This is a genomic window from Lactococcus sp. SK2-659 (assembly GCF_020218185.2).
Lineage (GTDB): Bacteria > Bacillota > Bacilli > Lactobacillales > Streptococcaceae > Lactococcus > Lactococcus lactis.
The window spans coordinates 1-16,232 of sequence record NZ_JAIWQZ020000002.1; the positions used below are offsets into that span (position 1 = coordinate 1).

The following is a 16,232-nucleotide window of genomic DNA, read 5'->3' on the forward strand; positions in this document are numbered from 1 at the left end:
AAGTCAAAATTGACTTATTTTTTTATTAATGTACCCAGATACTCATCAACATGACCATTCCTAAACCTACAACTGCGATAATCGTTTCTAGTACTGTCCAAGTTTTTAATGTTTGTTTGACATCTAAATCAAAGTATTCTTTAAACATCCAGAATCCTGCATCGTTAACATGAGATGCGGCAATTGAACCTGCCCCTATTGCCAAAACCATTAGTGCGGCTGTATTTGGAGAAGCTGATGCAAGCATTGGTTGAACTAAACCTGCTGCTGTTAAAGCGGCCACGGTTGCAGAACCTAGGGCTACACGTAGAATGACGGTAATAATCCAAGCAAGCAACAATGGCGAAAGTGGTGAATCTTTAAACATATTGGCGATTTGGACTGATATCCCTCCATCAATAAGAATTTGTTTAAGGGCTGCTCCACCACCGATAACTAACAAAAGCATCGCAATTGACTTAACTGAATCTGCAATTGATACTGCAATTTCTGAATTTTTCTTACGTTGCATCCAACCCATAGTAACTAAGGCAAAGAGTAGTGAAATAATCATCGCCGATACGGGATTACCAATAAACATCATCACATTTTCAACAAAACTTGATGGGTAAGTAGTGGTCGTTACTACCTTCCCTGCTTTCATTGCACTTGTTGTTACTGCGGCAAAGGGTTTCCCATCATTAGTCGCGATAGAATAAATGGTGCTGATTGCCATTAAGATTACTGGCATTAATGCTGTCAAGATAGAAATTCCAAATCCTGGAGTTTCTTCTAATTTCCATTCTTTGATTTCACCAAAGGCGGATAGTTTATTTTTTACAACAAAGGCCTCTGGGACCCATTTTTTAGCAATTTTTGTGAAAACTGGGCCTGCGATAATGACTGTTGGAATTGCTGCAATAATTCCGTAAAGGAGAACAGTTCCAGGATTTGCGCCTAGTACACCGGCAATTGCAATTGGTGCTGGATGGGGAGGTAAGAATCCGTGAGTTACTGAAAGTCCTGCTGCCATTGGAATTCCGAGGTAAATCAAGGGAACACTTGCTTCTAAGGCGACGGCAAAGACAATCGGAATCAAGAGAACCATCCCAACTTCAAAGAAGAGGGCAATCCCAATAATAAAGCTGGCAACCATAATTGCCCATTGAATTCTTTTTTTACCAAAACTGTTAATAAGCGTTTTTGAGATACGATAGGCTCCACCAGCATCAGCAATTAGTCTTCCAAGCATTGCTCCAAAACCAAAAACAATTGCTAACTCTCCTAATGAGCCTCCAATTCCGTTTTGGATTGAAACAGGGATTTGACCGAGCGGCATTCCAAGTCCTAACCCAACTAAAACCGCTACGACAATCAAGGACACAAAAGTGTTAATTTTAAATTTGATAATCATCAGGAGGAGGATTAAGACCCCAATTAAAAGTACAAGTAAATCAATCATATATTTTTTCCTTTCAAAAAATATTGAATATACTGTGTAAGCACGATTGCTGGCGCTTACAATTTGCTTTTAAAAATTAACTCAATACTTTTTTGTGATATGTGGAAGTATTGAGTCTTTAAAGAATATAAGTTTATTTTTCTTCTTCAAATTTTCTTTGGAAATTGGCAATATTTTCATATTCTGCCAAGAGAGAGCGAGAAAGTCGGATAAATATTGGACTAATTTCTCGGTAAATTTCGAAATTTTTTGGATTGGGTTGGTAGGTCTCGTTTGTTCCTACCATCGTTTCGATTTCGCTGATATCTTCAATTAGGCCGAGGGCTTTTTCAGCCATAATAATGGCGGCTAAACAGCCAGCTTCTCGGCTCTCTGGCACATTGATTGGTTGTTCAAAAATATCTGCTAGAATTTGTGTCCAGAGTTCAGAGCTTGTAAACCCTCCTGTCGCTTGAATCATATTTAGGTCACCTACTACTTCAACAAGGCTAAGCGCAACCATATAAATATTGAAGATAACCCCTTCAAGAACAGATCTGGCCATATGACTACGATTATGTCCGTAGTTTAGGCCAAAAAATGAACCTCTGGCATTGGCATCCCAAATCGGTGCTCGCTCGCCTCCAAGATAGGGGTGGAAAAGCAATCCATCAGCGCCCGGGGAAATGTTTGCTGCAAGTTCCGTGACTTCATCAAAAGAAATTTTTCCATCAAAAATTTGGTCACGAGCCCAACGGAAAACATCTCCACCAGAGTTTACGGGACCACCGACTACCCAATGCTCTTTGTCTAATGCATAGGTAAATGTGCGTCCTTTTTCATCTGTTTTAGGTTTGTCAGTAACTACTCGAATCGCACCAGATGTTCCAATTGTGATGGCTGCAACACCCGGTTTAATCGCATTTACTCCTAAATTTGACAACGGACCATCGGCTGCACCCCAAATAAATTTGGTGCTGCTTTGAATTCCCATTTTCTTGGCATATTCGTGAGGAAGGTTTTCTTCTATCTCATAGGGTTCTACTACTTTAGGCAATTGACTTTCTTTGATTCCAGTCATCTCTAGTGCTTCTTTATCCCAATGAAGTTCAAATATATTGAAGATACCTGTACCTGTTGCGGTTGATAAATCCATTTTATTTGTTCCAAAAAGTCGTTGGAAAATGTATCCTTTAAGTTCCAAATAGTGGGCTGCTTTTTGATAAATGTCTGGATGTTCAGCTTCTAACCAGATAAATTTAGATAAAGGAGCCATTGGATGAAGAGGCGTTCCGGTTCTTCGATAAATATCAAAACCATTTTTAGAGGCTTTAATTTGTTCGGTGTATTTTACTGCTCTTGTATCAGCCCAAGTGATTAATCTTGTAAGTGGCTGCCAATTTTCGTCAAAAGCAATTAGTGAGTGCATTTGTGTACTAAATGAAACGGCTAAAAGTTCGTCTTCATCTTCTAAGTTAATTGAAACTTCCCTGATTGTCACTAAAACTGCTTCAAAAATTTCTTCAAGAGATTCTTCTGCCATCCCACTAGCATCACGATAGAGGGGATAGGCTTGGCTACTACTTGCAACTATTTTTCCATTTTTCTCAAAAAGCACTGCCTTAGTCGCTGTGGTTCCTAAATCGACGCCTATTAAATATTGCATTTAGGCTCCTTTTCTTCTATATATTTACTGACAGACTTTAAAATTCTTTCATCATCAGTAGTTTTTTACTGACAGAAGTTTTTTATCCTAGTTAGCTTACGCTTCTCATCTGTCAGTAAATTATTTTTGTTCTACGTCATGTCCGCCAAAGCCATTGCGCAAAGCGGCAACTACTTTTCCAGTCATGGTATCTTCTTGTAATGAGCGTTGACGCATCATTAGTGACAAGGCAATGACCGGGGCAGGAACGCCCAAGTCCAAGCTTTCTTCAACGGTCCATTTTCCTTCTCCTGAAGATTGAACATGTCCGATAATTTGGTCTAGTTTAGGGTCTTTTGAAAATTGTTCTTGAGCAAGCTCCATCAACCAGCTTCGGATTACTGAGCCGTGATTCCATAATTTTGCAACGGCTTCATAGTCATAATCAAATGGTGACTCTTCCAAAATTTCAAATCCTTCAGCAATCGCTTGCATCATCCCATATTCAATTCCATTATGAATCATTTTCAAGTAATGACCACTGCCAAGTTTCCCTGTATAGAGGTAGCCATCTTCCATTGAGATTGCTTTGAAGATTGGTTCTATGATTGTCCAAGATTTTTCATCATCTCCACCAATCATAAAATTCCCGCCTTGACGAGCTCCAGCCATTCCACCAGAAGTTCCAACATCAAAAAATTTAATTCCTTTTTCTGTCAGTAATTTATTTTGTTCTAAATTATCTTTGTAATTAGAATTTCCACCGTCTATCAGAATATCTCCAGCTGACAACTTTTCAGAGAGCATTTCAATCGTTGAATTTGTAGGAGTTCCTGCTGGAAGCATCAACCAAACAATTTTGGTTGCTGGCAATTCTGTCAGTAAATTTTCAATTGTGCTGACAGCGGTAATTTTGTCTGAGTAATCCTTAGCTTCCTCTACCGCTTTTGTATTTAGGTCGTAAGCAACAACTTCAATCTCATGGTCAACGGCATTTTTCACAAGATTCATTCCCATTTTCCCTAAACCAATCATACCAAATTTCATCATTTTTTCCTCCGTGGCATCGCTTTCATTTTATAACTTTAGTATAAGTAATTTTTTTTCATTTGTCAACAATAATTTTTGTAAAATATTTTCTGATTTGTCAAAACAATTTCAAGTTAGGAGTTTGGAATTTTTGAGAAATCGAGAAATCTTGAGTATCACTACTTATAACACGCTATAGCGAACTCCCTAGATACCTTATTACTCCGCTCTAGGTGTAACAACTAGCATATCTGTAAGTCAGTAAACTGACAACAGCTATCCTACGCATCGTTCGGTCCTAATAAAATGATAGCCAGTACATGAAACATTGTTTCGTGTTACTGGCTATGATATAATGTAGTCAATTAGAAGGAGGCTTGATATGTCGCGTACTTTAATCAGCCGAATCCGAAGTTATTATGATAACCTCAGTAAATCAGATCAGGCAATTTCTGACTATTTAATTGCGAATATTGATAGTGCAGCGAGGCTTTCAATTCAGGAATTTGCTCAAAAAACTCATGTCTCTACGGCTACAATTTCTAGATTTTCTAAAAAAATCGGCTTTAATTCCTTCCAAGAATTAAAACTCGCCATTCATGCCACTGACTCGACACGAAATGATGAATTTTTTAGCGAACTTTCACCAACTGACGATTACAAAGAAATACTGACAAAAAACTTCAACGGCAATATTTCATCATTAAATTCTACATTAAACCTTATCACTAACAGACAACTTGACCAAACCATGGAAATTTTGCTCAATGCCAGCACTTGCGGTTTTTTTGGTTTGGGTGGTTCAAACGCTGTTGCATTGATTGCTTTTCATAAATTTTTGAGAATGCCTTTGCACTGCGTTTATCATCAGGATTTTCATTTTCAACAAATGCAGGCTGCAAAATTAACGAGCGACGATTGTGCTTTTGTTATTTCACATACAGGAAAAAACAGAGATACAATGCACTTGGTTGAAATTTTGAAGAGTCGCGGGGTTCCAATTATTGCATTGACTTCTTTTGCGAGTTCACCTTTAGCTAAAGCGGCCGATGTTGCGCTAATTTCAATTTCCGAAGAAATTTCATTTCGACCTGAAGCCGTTGCTTCCACAGTTTCTCAAATTAGTTTGCTTGATGCCTTGTTTATGATGTACGGAATGAAAATGAAAAATGTTTCTGAAGGGACTTTATCTGAAATCCGAAAAGTCATTCGAGATTCCCGTATTTCCTAGAATTTATCCATTTATCTTATAGAAAGGATGTGATTTTATGGCATTTTCTAACACTAGACGACGCTACGCAAGTTTTGATACCGTTGCGTCAATTCCTGGAGAAGTCATTGATGCCTTTTGGTTTATTATTGACCATCACCTCAAGGGCGTTTTTCCACTAGAAACAATTATCAATTTCGACTTGGTTAATTCAGATAATTTACTTTCTATTCGTTTTTCTCAAGACAACAGCCCAACAACCATCCTCGTTGATTTTGACTACCCTTTTAATCCTGAATGGCCTCTACACTACCGAGCCGTTGATAATATGGGACGCGAAACGATCATGACTGCAAGAGAAATGTAATGACAGAATTTTTAACAAAGCTGTCAGTAAATTTTAAAATAAAAAAATAAAAAAATCTGTCAAAATTACTGACAGATTTTTTTAGATGTAGTAATACACAATTTCTGGAGGCACCCCAAAACGAATAGGTAAGAAAGTCAAACCAATTCCACGATTAACATACAATTTTGTTCGGTCATTGAGCTGATACAAACCAGCATCAGCACTACTTGAGCCCTTATTACGTAAACGCCAATTTCCTATCCGAATTTGCCCTCCGTGACTATGACCAGAAAGAATTAAATCAAATTCCTTAATTGTCTCCATGTCTAAAATAGTATCCGGTTCGTGAAGGGCTAAAAGCGAAAATGTTGCATCAATGGGCTCAAGTTCAAAATCAGGCCGTCCCTCACGCCAGTCATCAACCCCAGAAATAGATAAATTATCTTTGACAACTGATGAATTTTTCAACAGAACAAAACCAGCTTTTTCTAGAAACTCTTCAACAAACTTTGACGATTTTTCATCATCAAAATCATGATTACCAAGTATCGCAAATTTTCCAAGAGGAGCTTTAAGTTCTGACAATATCGTCAGCAAATCAGTCCAATCTCGATTTTTTGCCCAAGCAACCTTATCAAATAAATCTCCAGAAAAAATAATTAAATCTGGCTGTTCATTAGCAATATTTCGAGCAAATTTTTTAAAACGACGACTAGTCGTGTGCCAAGCAAAGTGGGTATCGGTAAAATGAGCAATTTTTAAATTTTGTTTTTGAGCGATTTTTACATGTCTCACTTTCATCAAATGAGGCTCTATAAAAATTCCATAAATTAACAAACTTAAGAGCACTGCTCCTATTATCAATTCAATCATTTGTCCATTTTATCATAAATTCACTGACAAAAACATAGTATTAATCAAAAATACTTGATGAAGTTATCAATCTATTCTCTTTTTCTGACAAATTTCTGGTCAGTAAATTCGGACGGAACCGAGCATTCTGTCAGTAAATATCAACTCTATTTGTCAAATTTTTATACAAAAAAAGACTACCGAAGCAGCCTTTCATTTATTAGTTTTGGTCTTCAGCTACGAATGGAAGCAAAGCCATTACGCGCGCGCGTTTGATTGCGTTAACCACTTTACGTTGGTTTTTAGCAGATGTACCAGTCACGCGACGTGGCAAGATTTTACCACGTTCTGAGATGAAACGTTTCAAAAGTTCAGTGTCTTTGTAGTCAACGACTTCGATTTTGTTTGCAGCGATGAAGTCAACTTTTTTACGGCGTTTGAAGCCGCCACGACGTTGTTGTGCCATTTTATTTCTCCTTATATTATTTTTAGATGTCTGTTTAAAGTTTTCTTAGGATTACGACGTTATTATGAAAAGCCGATTCTGCTTTTCATAATAACTAGTAAGAGGGTTAGGAAATCCGCCATAGCGGTTTCCGTGAAATAATTAGGCGCTTTAGCGTCAATTATTTCACCCTATTAGAATGGAAGGTCATCATCCGAAATTTCCATCGGCGAGCTACCAAACGGATCAGCATCACGACCGAAATTCGGTGTTGCATTATTGTTATTCGTTTGTGGACGTGGAGTATTATTTGTAGATTGGCTAGGTGCAGAATATGAACCAGCAGAAGTTCCGCCTCCCATACCTTCACGAGCAGATCTACTTTCCAACATTTGGAAACTATCAGCCACAACCTCAGTCACATAAACGCGTTGACCTTGTTGATTTTCATAGTTACGTGTTTGAATTCGACCAGTTACCCCAATCAAAGCTCCTTTTTTAGCCCAATTCGCCAAATTCTCAGCTTGTTGGCGCCAAATAACGCAGTTAATGAAATCAGCCTCACGTTCGCCATTCGCATTTTTAAATTGACGATTTACAGCCAATGAAAATGTTGCGACAGCTTGATTTTGAGGGGTGTATCGAAGTTCAGGATCGCGAGTAATGCGTCCTACTAATACAACATTGTTAATCATGATGAACTTCTCCTTAGAAATGAAAGCTCTTAAGCTTCAACTTTAACGATCATATGACGAAGAATGTCAAGGTTGATCTTAGCAAGACGGTCAAATTCGCTCAAAGCTTCTGAAGTTGTTTCAGCTTCAAAAGTTGCGATGTGGTAGATACCTTCGCGGAAATCATTGATTTCGTAAGCAAGTTTACGTTTTTCCCAGTCTTTAGACTCAAGATTTGCAGCACCGTTGTCAGTCAAGATTCCATCGAAACGTTCAACGAGGGCAGCTTTTGCTTCTTCATCAATGTTTGGGCGAATAATATAAAGAATTTCGTATTTAGTCATTGATTTTTCCTCCTTTTGGACTAATGACGCAGGTTGAGTCCTGCGTAAGTTGTGAGTTTTTCCCACAGAGTTATATTCTATCACTTTTTTCTATTTTTAGCAAGAATACATTTAAACTTTCCCTCAGCAAAGAGAACTATTTTAAAATAAAAAATACCAACTAAAGAGAGTTGGCATAATTTATCTCATTCTCAGCCCAAAAAGGCTTTAAACATTGCATAAATAAGAAGGATAATCCCTAACACAATCCGATATTTCCCAAAGAAAGTAAAATCGTGTTTTTTCACATAATCGGTCAAGAACTTGATGGCAACCATTGATACCCCAAAGGCAACTATACAAGCTACTAACAAGACCCCAAATTGTTCAAAACTTAAAGAATTCCCATTTTTGAAAAAGTGAAGTATTTTGATGAAACTAGCCCCAAACATAACTGGAATACCCAAGAAAAAGGTAAATTCTGCGGCAACTTCACGACTTACACCAATTAATAAAGCACCGACAATTGTCGCACCTGAACGTGATGTCCCTGGAAGTAAAGAAAGCACTTGGAATAATCCAATATAAAGAGCGGCACGATAAGGCAAACGGTCAATATTCATTACGGAAAATTCATGGTTTGGTACCCACCGACGCTCAATGACAATAAATGCTACCCCATAAATAATTAACATGAAGGCAACAGGAACAAAGTGGTAAAAATGTTTGTCCAACCAGTCATTAAGCGGTAAACCAATAATCGCTGCTGGTAAAGCCGCAATCAAAACTTTCAACCACAAACGCCAAGTTAATTGAATCTCACGTGGTGTTTTTTGTTTGTCAGCTGGATTTAACTTATTAAATGGATTCAGTTTATGAAAATAAAGAACAACAACTGACAAAATTGCTCCTAGCTGAATCACAACATCAAACATTTCTTTAAAAGCTGCTGATTGATTAAGACGAATAAATTCATCAGCAATAATCAAATGTCCTGTTGAGGAAATAGGTAACCACTCAGTGATTCCTTCAATAATACCTAAAATAATGGCACGAATAAAATCCATATTTTGCTCCTAGAAAATTTCAGTAAAAAGACTGATTTTTATTGACTGACATAGCAGTCCTATCCTCATAAGTATAACATAAACATCACTGCTTGTAACAGGCCAAGGCGTAAATGTGCTGGCTAGAACGAATGAACTGTCTAATCAAAGGCGAAGATAGATATCTACTCTTTCTGATGAAACAACTAGCTCATTCATAAGTCAGCAATCTGACAACGACTATCCCAAGCAAAAAATTATTGTCCCCATTTCATTCGACCATAATGAGTAAAAATAAAAAAGAATCGATTATAAAAAATTTATTTAATTTTAAAAAAACCTTGACAAAACAAATGTAAGCGCTTATGATCGATGAAGATAATAGAAAAAGGAGGATTTACAAATGAAAAATCCAAATAATTTTGAAATTATTTCTGACGAAGAATTGTCAGAGATAACTGGCAGAATGACTTGGTGGCAAGGTATTGACGGAGTACTTAGTTCTTTTCAAAGCACTCCTAGTTGGGTACAAAAAAAGGTAGCATCAAGCGGGTATGTTCCCTATATACCTGGTGGCGGTTCATGGGTTGGTGGTCCTGGAATGAAACCAGGAAGATAAGGAGAATATTGAAATATTTTGTAACGTCTCTGTCTGCTTCAAAAAATATGGGGACATTAAATTGGCAGACAATGATATTGGACGAGCATCGTGTTACCGAGTCGTACTGGGAAAACGCAAAATTAGAATTGTCAAAAGAGATAAAATGGGTCACACAAAGTGAACTTTACCAAAAACTAAAACGCAATGATGGTTCAGGCAATGATATTATATTATCAAAACCAGTTAGTATAATTTTAGATACGGTAAAGTCTGACTTTACCAACGCAAATGTCTGGGTTTATCAATGAAGGGAGTAGAAAAAATCATCAATCTCCCTGAGTTACAAAATCTTTATGACTTTCTTTACATGACATATTGACAAAAAACTCCTTTGTAAAGGAGTTTTTTGTCACCTAATATTTATATCCTTATTTACTCTTGCCACTCCGCTTGTACACCTTATTTAAACAAATGACCATCACTTACCCAAAAAATGATTACTTATAACTTATCTAATCTCCTCTTCCTTGACATCATCTTAAAATTGCGCTAGAATTACAAATAACACATCGATAGAGGTCGCAACTGATATGAATCTACGCCGAGTTGGAGCACAACAAAGACGCGTATTTAGAGGAGGAGAGGTTGCCGAAAGAATTTTGTTGCTCAGCAAGGTTCTTGGGCTAGTGAGGAAAACTCACTAGACTGTCGCAAATGGTTAATAACCATGCGGAGGGCTATTCGTTCAAGAAAATTTTTAAAATTTTGTCGGACCTTTAGCAATCTATTCTATCTAGTAGGATTGCTTTTTTTGTTTTTCTCAGACTTTTCTAAACTAAACAGGAGTAAGGTTGAGTCTGAGTCAAACAAGTCGGTGTAGAATAAATTTTATTAGGGAGAGAATTTTGGAAAATTCTTCAAACTCAACTACTGAGACGCAAGTAAAACGCGGCTTAAAATCACGTCATGTTTCCATGATTGCCCTTGGCGGAACAATCGGAACTGGATTGTTTCTGACTTCAGGCGATGTCATTCACACGGCAGGACCATTTGGTGCACTGACTGCCTATGTTCTTATCGGAGCAATGGTTTACTTCCTCATGACATCACTTGGTGAAATGGCCACTTATTTACCCACTTCTGGTTCTTTTTCAGACTATGGAACACGTTATGTTGACCCAGCTTTTGGTTTTGCTCTAGGTTGGAATTATTGGTTAAACTGGGCAATTACCGTAGCGGTTGATTTAACAGCCGTTGCCCTTTGTATCAAATTCTGGTTACCAGATGTTCCAAGTTGGATTTTTTCACTGATTGCCTTAATTATTGTCTTTGCAATCAATGCCTTATCAGTTAAAACTTTTGGCGAAACTGAATATTGGTTGTCAGCCATTAAAATTACTGTTGTTGTTTTATTCTTGATTATTGGTTTCTTATCTATTTTTGGAATTATGGGCGGTCATATTGACGTCGCTAAAAATCTTTCAGTTGGTAATCATGGTTTTGTCGGAGGACTTGGTAGTTTCACTACTGGTGGAGGGATTCTCGGCGTACTCTTAGTCGCTGGTTTCTCTTTCCAAGGAACAGAATTGCTCGGAATTACAGCTGGTGAAGCTGAAAATCCTGAAAAATCAATTCCTAAAGCTATGAACTCTATCTTCTGGCGTATTCTTGTCTTTTATATCTTATCTATCTTCGTGATGGCGGCTATCATTCCATTTACCGACCCACACTTAGTTGGAGGAGATTCAGCTGCTCAAAGCCCTTTCACAATTGTATTTGAACGTGTTGGTCTCTCTATTGCAGCTTCTATCATGAACGCCGTTGTTTTAACTTCTGTCGTTTCAGCAGCAAATTCTGGAATGTATGCCTCTACTCGGATGCTTTATTCGCTAGCTAAAGATGGTGGCGCACCAAAGATTTTCTCAAAAACTTCAAAAAACGGGATTCCTTTCATTGCTTTATTAGCTACAACTGCTGTTGCTTTACTCACATTCTTGACATCAATTTACGGAGTTAGCTTCTTTACATTCCTTGTCTCAGCCTCTGGTTTAACAGGATTTATTGCTTGGATTGGGATTGCAATTAGCCACTTCCGTTTCCGCCGCGCCTATGTCGCTCAAGGAAAAGATGTTAAAAAATTACCTTATCATGCAAAACTATTCCCATTCGGTCCAATCTTAGCCTTAATTATGACCGTTTTAGTCACACTCGGCCAAGACCCAATGCTTCTTTTTGGTAAAACTTGGGTGCAAGGCGTCATCATGTATGCCGCAATTCCACTCTTCTTCATCCTTTACTTGGGTTATAAATTTAAAAACAAAACGAAACTTATCCCCCTTAAAGAGGTTGATTTAAGTCGTCATAAAGATTAAAAAAGTCGCTCAATGAGCGGCTTTTTTATTAGTTTAATCATTAATTTCAACTACTTTTTCACCAAAGAGTTCTTTAGCTAAATTTACCGTTTCATCCGGCTCTTTTTCATCTTCTTCATCTTCTTGAACATTTTCAGATTTTAAATTAGAAACATATTCTGCTCGAACTTCTTGCCAGTCTTGTTCAGCAAGAGAAATAATTTCTGGCGCAAATCCAACAATTGAACTCAAGAGATTCCCACAAAAAAGTTGCAATTCTTCATTTTCACTGACCCTTTTAGCAAGATTCTCATGAGGAAAAGTCACCACAAGGAAATTTTCTGACGCAGCGACAGGGGCTGTATTATTAAGTAAAGCTCGGTCTGCCGGTTTAGTTACCGAAGCAACAAGTTCTGGCCACGCACTTAGAGCAGCTTTTCTAGCTTCATTTGTCGCCTCAGCCAAAGCTTTATAAATTAAATCTTTGTTAATTTGGCGTTTTTTAGATGCTATTGGTTTCGGACTGGCTTTAACTTTTTCTGTCAGTAAATTATTTTGTGAATCTGAATTTACCCGAATTTGACCAGCTGAAATTTGAGCTTTCAATTGATTAATTTCGGTTTTTAAAGTAGCAATTTCGGCTGTCAGCTGATTAGGGATTTCTCCTTGCGGAGCTGTCAGTAAATTATTTTGTCCAATTTCAGCCAAACGCATGGTCATGACATCTGCCGCAATTTTTGTTTGAGTCGTTTCCTTTATCGTTTTCAAACTTTCAATTGCAATATCAATCCATGAAAAAATTTGACCCCGGTCATACTGAGAATTTTTATCCAAGAGTAAATCCCGAAGGTATGCTAATAAATCTTCCGTAAATCGAAGCATATTTTTTCCTTCAGCAAAAATCTTATCAAGTTCCATCAGCGCTTTTGCTTCATCGTGCTCAAAAAGTGCTGCAACATATGTTACTAAAGCATCTGCAGCAATCGACCCTGTGACAAGTAGTGCATCATTTTCTTCTAATTTTCCTGATGAAAACGATAAGGCTTGGTCTAATAAAGAGAGGGCATCACGCATTCCACCTTCAGCTGCTTTAGCAATAACATCGAGTGCTCTACCGTCGAATTCAAGTCCTTCATCAGCCATTATTTTTGCTAAATAAGTCCGAATGTCTCCTGTTGTGATTGATTTAAAAGCAAAACGTTGAACACGCGAGATAATGGTTGCTGGAATTTTTTGTAATTCAGTAGTAGCCAAGACGAAAACAACATTTTCTGTAGGTTCTTCAAGTGTTTTCAAAAGTGCATTAAAAGCCCCTGTTGAAAGCATATGCACTTCATCAATAATATAAACCTTGTAAGTGGCTTGACTAGCTGCATAAGTTGATTTATCTCGAATTTCTCGAATTTCATCAACCCCATTATTTGATGCCGCATCAAGTTCAATGACATCATCTAAGCTTCCTTTAGTGATTGAGTCGCAAATAAAGCAATTATTGCAGGGCTCTCCATCCACTTGATTAGGACAATTTATTGCCTTAGCAAAAATTTTAGCTGCTGAGGTTTTCCCTGTCCCTCTTGGACCAGAAAAAAGATAAGCATGTGAAATTTGATGATTGACAATCGCATTTTTTAATGTTGTTGCTACAACTTCTTGCCCCACCATTTCATCAAATCTTTGACTTCGATATTTTCTATATAATGCTTGATATGCCATTTTTCTCTTCCAATTTTTTACTTAGTATTCTTTTCATATCCGCTTGTTTCAATAGAAATCTTGCCCAAGACTATAGTTTAAGTCTTTTAAAATTTCAGTTGAAGCATCACGTGATTGAATCAATTCATCAATATCTTGTGATTGATAATTTCTGAGAGCCTGTCTGAGGGCGAACATTCTTGCTCGATTAATCGTTGCCTCATCTGCTTCGGTTGCCGCAAAAAATATTTTACGTGCTTTTTCATCAAAAATCGTCCAAGCGATTGCTAAATCAAAAGCTGGATCACCAATAACAGCTTTGTCAGAAATTTTGACATTAACTAACTTTCCGTCAGTAACTTTTAAATTTTGCGTAAGCAATTCTCCCAAAACCCAAACAGGTTTCTTGGACCATTTTGTTTTTGCTGCAAAATCAAATTTTTCTTGCAAAAGGTCAGCAGGAACAACTTTTTGATAGACTTTCAAAAGTTCTATCATCTCAGCTTCAAAGAAAATCAAATCAGAACCAGCAAAAGCATTTTCAAAACTAGGTGACTTTGCATCTGTTGTTGGTAGCCGATGTAATTGATAGAGAAAACTTCCTAATTCTTGCGCAAATTCACGAACATCTCCAATATTACCTGGATTTACAGATGTTCCTTCTTTTTCCCCAAAACGGTCAGCAATAAATTTTTTTACTATTTCACTCATTTTTTTCTCCGATACCCTTTAAAATTTTGATTTAACCTACTTCAAAAAATTTAAAATCAGTCATTTCACATAAAATGTTAGCAAATTCTTCAAGATATTTTTGGTCGATTTCATCGTAAAAACCAATTTCTGAACTGTCTAAGTCAAGAACCCCAACTAATTTATCGTCTTTAACCATTGGAACAACAATTTCAGACATTGCTCGACCGTCACAAGAAATATAATTTTTGTGTTTCTTTACATTTTCAACAATAATGGTTTGGCGATTTTGAGCTGATTCCCCACAAACCCCTTTGCCCATTATAATTTCAACGCAAGACACAGACCCTTGAAATGGCCCTAAAATTAATTTTTCACCGTTGTAGAGGTAGAAACCTGTATAAACTTGCTCAGGCAAAAAGCTCCAAAGTAAACTACTTGCATTGGCTAAGTTTGAAAGTGTATAATTTTGTTCACTAAGAAGCGCTTTTAGTTGCAAATTAAGCAACTCATAACCTTCGATTTTTTCTTCTTTATTCATCTTGTTGCTCCTCAAAAATAATATAATCCATTATATCATTTTTTAAAGGCAAATTTTAGATTAGTTTTGATATAAGCATCACTGCTTCTACTACGCCGTCCTTCCTGCCATTTCGCCTTGCCAGCTTGCTGGCTTAGAGTGAGCCCTTTTGTCCGTTGCTTTAGCAATGCTGACAAAAGGGACACCTGTGATATGGACAACGAAGTGAAACGAAGTTTACTTCTCTACGCTACGTTGTCCGCTCTCGTTATGTTGCTAAAGCAACATAGCGAGCCGCACTCACTTGGTGGGAAATTATCGTTCTCGCTGAGTTCGGTCATAAATGAGAGAAAGAAGTCAGCAACATGAAACGTTGTTTCGTGTTGCTAGCTATGATATAATAAAAACCATGAATAAACTAGAAGAACTCCGGAACAACATTGACCAAGTGGACCAAGAAATCGTTCAACTTCTTGAAAAACGTATGACAATTGTTCAAGAAATTAGCCAAGAAAAACAAGCACAAAAAATTACTATTTTAGATAACTCTCGCGAACAAGCCGTATTAGATTTGGCTCGCCAAAATATTAAAAATTCTGCTTATCAAGAAACAATCATTAATACTTTTAAAGATATTATGAAAAATTCTCGCCTTTATCAAAGAGAAAACCGTGAACAATAAGAAAAAGTTACTGACAAAATTCTATCACTCCTATCTGCTTGCTTACGCAACTTACAGACTGAGCGATAATTTTGTCAGTAACTTTTTTTATAATTTAAATTGTCCAGCTAAACTGTCTCGCAACATCATGTATTCTAATTGCGGCAAATCAAGCAGAACCAATTTACTATTTTCTAAAAGATTACTTTCTTTCAAGCTGTTAAGAAAACCTTTAATTTCTGTTGTTCCCAAATAGAGACACTCAACAAAAATAATATGTTTTTCCTTGGTCATTTGACCGATAAATCGCGAAAAATCTTCTGGAGTCAGTGCTTGATCAATATCTGAACGACCAACTACCACTAAATCCTCGTTTTCATCTTTAACTGTAGCAGCAAGCTCTTTAAAGATTCCAGAATTTATCTTTTGATCTTTACTTTCCGCTTCAATAGACTCTTCAATTTCAGCATATGCGCCTCGGTCAATCATCGCGACAGTTGCAATTTCACCATATTTTAAAGCAGTCAGTGAATCTTTCAAATCATTGAGTTCCATATTTTCCTATGCAAATCTACTTTTAGTAAAAAGTATTAAGATTCGCTTCCTTTCTCGCATTAAATTCATAAAACCTATCTCAAGTTTACACTGACTTTGTGAATTTTTCAAAAAATATGGCTCTTTTTGTGATTTCAACTTTGATTTAAAGTTTTACCAGTAAAAAATA

18 protein-coding genes and 1 riboswitch are annotated in these 16,232 nt (G+C 37.0%); of the genes, 6 read left to right on the forward strand and 12 right to left on the reverse strand.

All coding sequences use genetic code 11. From position 1 onward, the window contains the following. Positions 1–25 precede the first annotated feature (25 nt). The 3 genes from LDP15_RS07035 to gnd all read right to left on the reverse strand — a co-directional run bounded on the left by LDP15_RS07035 (position 26) and on the right by gnd (position 4,112). Entirely contained in the window at positions 26–1,441 is a 1,416-nt protein-coding gene (locus tag LDP15_RS07035; protein WP_015427203.1) for a gluconate:H+ symporter, read from the reverse strand. Positions 1,442–1,574: 133 nt separating this feature from the next. Beyond that, positions 1,575–3,086: a gluconokinase gene (gene gntK / locus LDP15_RS07040; protein ID WP_003131772.1), complete on the reverse strand. Its 1,512-nt coding sequence runs from the start codon at positions 3,084–3,086 to the stop codon at positions 1,575–1,577. 120 nt (positions 3,087–3,206) lie between these two features. Then, the gene (gene gnd / locus LDP15_RS07045; RefSeq protein WP_042230655.1) at positions 3,207–4,112 is read right to left on the reverse strand and encodes a phosphogluconate dehydrogenase (NAD(+)-dependent, decarboxylating); all 906 of its coding nucleotides are present in this window, start codon (positions 4,110–4,112) and stop codon (positions 3,207–3,209) included. Positions 4,113–4,476: 364 nt separating this feature from the next. Between gnd and LDP15_RS07050 the strand changes: the two genes are divergently transcribed. Both LDP15_RS07050 and LDP15_RS07055 read left to right on the forward strand, forming a co-directional pair. Beyond that, the gene (locus LDP15_RS07050; RefSeq protein WP_012898662.1) at positions 4,477–5,325 is read left to right on the forward strand and encodes a MurR/RpiR family transcriptional regulator; all 849 of its coding nucleotides are present in this window, start codon (positions 4,477–4,479) and stop codon (positions 5,323–5,325) included. A gap of 37 nt (positions 5,326–5,362) precedes the next feature. After that, a complete protein-coding gene (locus LDP15_RS07055) occupies positions 5,363–5,671 on the forward strand; it encodes a DUF960 domain-containing protein (RefSeq protein WP_015427205.1) in 309 nt (102 codons plus the stop codon). A gap of 81 nt (positions 5,672–5,752) precedes the next feature. Here the strand turns inward: LDP15_RS07055 and LDP15_RS07060 are convergent, their stop codons facing one another. From LDP15_RS07060 to LDP15_RS07080, 5 genes are all read right to left on the reverse strand, one after another. Beyond that, a complete protein-coding gene (locus LDP15_RS07060; RefSeq protein WP_015427206.1) occupies positions 5,753–6,526 on the reverse strand; it encodes a metallophosphoesterase in 774 nt (257 codons plus the stop codon). Between the two features lie 199 nt (positions 6,527–6,725). Then, complete coding sequence (gene rpsR, locus LDP15_RS07065) at positions 6,726–6,971, reverse strand: 30S ribosomal protein S18 (protein WP_003131952.1); 246 nt, start codon at positions 6,969–6,971, stop codon at positions 6,726–6,728. Between the two features lie 173 nt (positions 6,972–7,144). Further along, complete coding sequence (locus tag LDP15_RS07070; RefSeq protein ID WP_003131953.1) at positions 7,145–7,645, reverse strand: single-stranded DNA-binding protein; 501 nt, start codon at positions 7,643–7,645, stop codon at positions 7,145–7,147. A 29-nt stretch (positions 7,646–7,674) separates the two neighbouring features. Beyond that, positions 7,675–7,968 (reverse strand): 30S ribosomal protein S6, encoded by a 294-nt coding sequence (gene rpsF / locus LDP15_RS07075; RefSeq protein WP_003131954.1) that lies wholly within the window; start codon positions 7,966–7,968, stop codon positions 7,675–7,677. A gap of 191 nt (positions 7,969–8,159) precedes the next feature. Beyond that, on the reverse strand, positions 8,160–9,014 hold the full coding sequence (locus LDP15_RS07080) for an undecaprenyl-diphosphate phosphatase (protein ID WP_012898664.1): 855 nt from the start codon (positions 9,012–9,014) through the stop codon (positions 8,160–8,162). A gap of 382 nt (positions 9,015–9,396) precedes the next feature. On the opposite strand from LDP15_RS07080, the gene LDP15_RS07085 reads away from it, so the two are divergent. From LDP15_RS07085 to LDP15_RS07095, 3 genes are all read left to right on the forward strand, one after another. Further along, the gene (locus LDP15_RS07085) at positions 9,397–9,612 is read left to right on the forward strand and encodes a lactococcin family bacteriocin (protein ID WP_080619335.1); all 216 of its coding nucleotides are present in this window, start codon (positions 9,397–9,399) and stop codon (positions 9,610–9,612) included. Positions 9,613–9,620: 8 nt separating this feature from the next. Further along, positions 9,621–9,902 (forward strand): hypothetical protein, encoded by a 282-nt coding sequence (locus tag LDP15_RS07090; protein ID WP_015427208.1) that lies wholly within the window; start codon positions 9,621–9,623, stop codon positions 9,900–9,902. A 257-nt stretch (positions 9,903–10,159) separates the two neighbouring features. Beyond that, positions 10,160–10,342, forward strand: a riboswitch (Lysine riboswitch). A gap of 157 nt (positions 10,343–10,499) precedes the next feature. After that, on the forward strand, positions 10,500–11,966 hold the full coding sequence (locus LDP15_RS07095; protein WP_017865200.1) for an amino acid permease: 1,467 nt from the start codon (positions 10,500–10,502) through the stop codon (positions 11,964–11,966). A gap of 33 nt (positions 11,967–11,999) precedes the next feature. Here the strand turns inward: LDP15_RS07095 and dnaX are convergent, their stop codons facing one another. The 3 genes from dnaX to LDP15_RS07110 are packed head-to-tail and all read right to left on the reverse strand — an operon-like array spanning position 12,000 to position 14,868. Further along, entirely contained in the window at positions 12,000–13,658 is a 1,659-nt protein-coding gene (gene dnaX, locus LDP15_RS07100) for a DNA polymerase III subunit gamma/tau (RefSeq protein WP_015427209.1), read from the reverse strand. Between the two features lie 48 nt (positions 13,659–13,706). After that, positions 13,707–14,348 carry a phosphotransferase gene (locus tag LDP15_RS07105; RefSeq protein WP_015427210.1) on the reverse strand — a complete coding sequence of 214 codons (642 nt, stop codon included), beginning with the start codon at positions 14,346–14,348 and terminating at the stop codon, positions 13,707–13,709. Between the two features lie 31 nt (positions 14,349–14,379). Then, positions 14,380–14,868, reverse strand: coding sequence for a GAF domain-containing protein (locus LDP15_RS07110; protein ID WP_015427211.1), 489 nt, complete (start codon positions 14,866–14,868; stop codon positions 14,380–14,382). A gap of 388 nt (positions 14,869–15,256) precedes the next feature. Between LDP15_RS07110 and LDP15_RS07115 the strand changes: the two genes are divergently transcribed. Next, positions 15,257–15,529 carry a chorismate mutase gene (locus LDP15_RS07115; RefSeq protein WP_003131960.1) on the forward strand — a complete coding sequence of 91 codons (273 nt, stop codon included), beginning with the start codon at positions 15,257–15,259 and terminating at the stop codon, positions 15,527–15,529. Between the two features lie 87 nt (positions 15,530–15,616). On the opposite strand, the gene LDP15_RS07120 is transcribed toward LDP15_RS07115, so the two are convergent. Continuing rightward, positions 15,617–16,063, reverse strand: coding sequence for a hypothetical protein (locus LDP15_RS07120; RefSeq protein ID WP_015427212.1), 447 nt, complete (start codon positions 16,061–16,063; stop codon positions 15,617–15,619). Positions 16,064–16,232 lie beyond the last annotated feature (169 nt).

Excerpts from the sequence above, each read along its gene's own strand:
- LDP15_RS07035 (WP_015427203.1), bottom strand. The coding sequence starts at position 1,441 with ATGATTGATTTACTTGTACTTTTAATTGGGGTCTTAATCCTCCTCCTG.
- gntK (WP_003131772.1), bottom strand. The coding sequence starts at position 3,086 with ATGCAATATTTAATAGGCGTCGATTTAGGAACCACAGCGACTAAGGCA.
- gnd (WP_042230655.1), bottom strand. The coding sequence starts at position 4,112 with ATGAAATTTGGTATGATTGGTTTAGGGAAAATGGGAATGAATCTTGTG.
- LDP15_RS07050 (WP_012898662.1), top strand. The coding sequence starts at position 4,477 with ATGTCGCGTACTTTAATCAGCCGAATCCGAAGTTATTATGATAACCTC.
- LDP15_RS07055 (WP_015427205.1), top strand. The coding sequence starts at position 5,363 with ATGGCATTTTCTAACACTAGACGACGCTACGCAAGTTTTGATACCGTT.
- LDP15_RS07060 (WP_015427206.1), bottom strand. The coding sequence starts at position 6,526 with ATGATTGAATTGATAATAGGAGCAGTGCTCTTAAGTTTGTTAATTTAT.
- rpsR (WP_003131952.1), bottom strand. The coding sequence starts at position 6,971 with ATGGCACAACAACGTCGTGGCGGCTTCAAACGCCGTAAAAAAGTTGAC.
- LDP15_RS07070 (WP_003131953.1), bottom strand. The coding sequence starts at position 7,645 with ATGATTAACAATGTTGTATTAGTAGGACGCATTACTCGCGATCCTGAA.
- rpsF (WP_003131954.1), bottom strand. The coding sequence starts at position 7,968 with ATGACTAAATACGAAATTCTTTATATTATTCGCCCAAACATTGATGAA.
- LDP15_RS07080 (WP_012898664.1), bottom strand. The coding sequence starts at position 9,014 with ATGGATTTTATTCGTGCCATTATTTTAGGTATTATTGAAGGAATCACT.
- LDP15_RS07085 (WP_080619335.1), top strand. The coding sequence starts at position 9,397 with ATGAAAAATCCAAATAATTTTGAAATTATTTCTGACGAAGAATTGTCA.
- dnaX (WP_015427209.1), bottom strand. The coding sequence starts at position 13,658 with ATGGCATATCAAGCATTATATAGAAAATATCGAAGTCAAAGATTTGAT.
- LDP15_RS07105 (WP_015427210.1), bottom strand. The coding sequence starts at position 14,348 with ATGAGTGAAATAGTAAAAAAATTTATTGCTGACCGTTTTGGGGAAAAA.
- LDP15_RS07110 (WP_015427211.1), bottom strand. The coding sequence starts at position 14,868 with ATGAATAAAGAAGAAAAAATCGAAGGTTATGAGTTGCTTAATTTGCAA.
- LDP15_RS07115 (WP_003131960.1), top strand. The coding sequence starts at position 15,257 with ATGAATAAACTAGAAGAACTCCGGAACAACATTGACCAAGTGGACCAA.
- LDP15_RS07120 (WP_015427212.1), bottom strand. The coding sequence starts at position 16,063 with ATGGAACTCAATGATTTGAAAGATTCACTGACTGCTTTAAAATATGGT.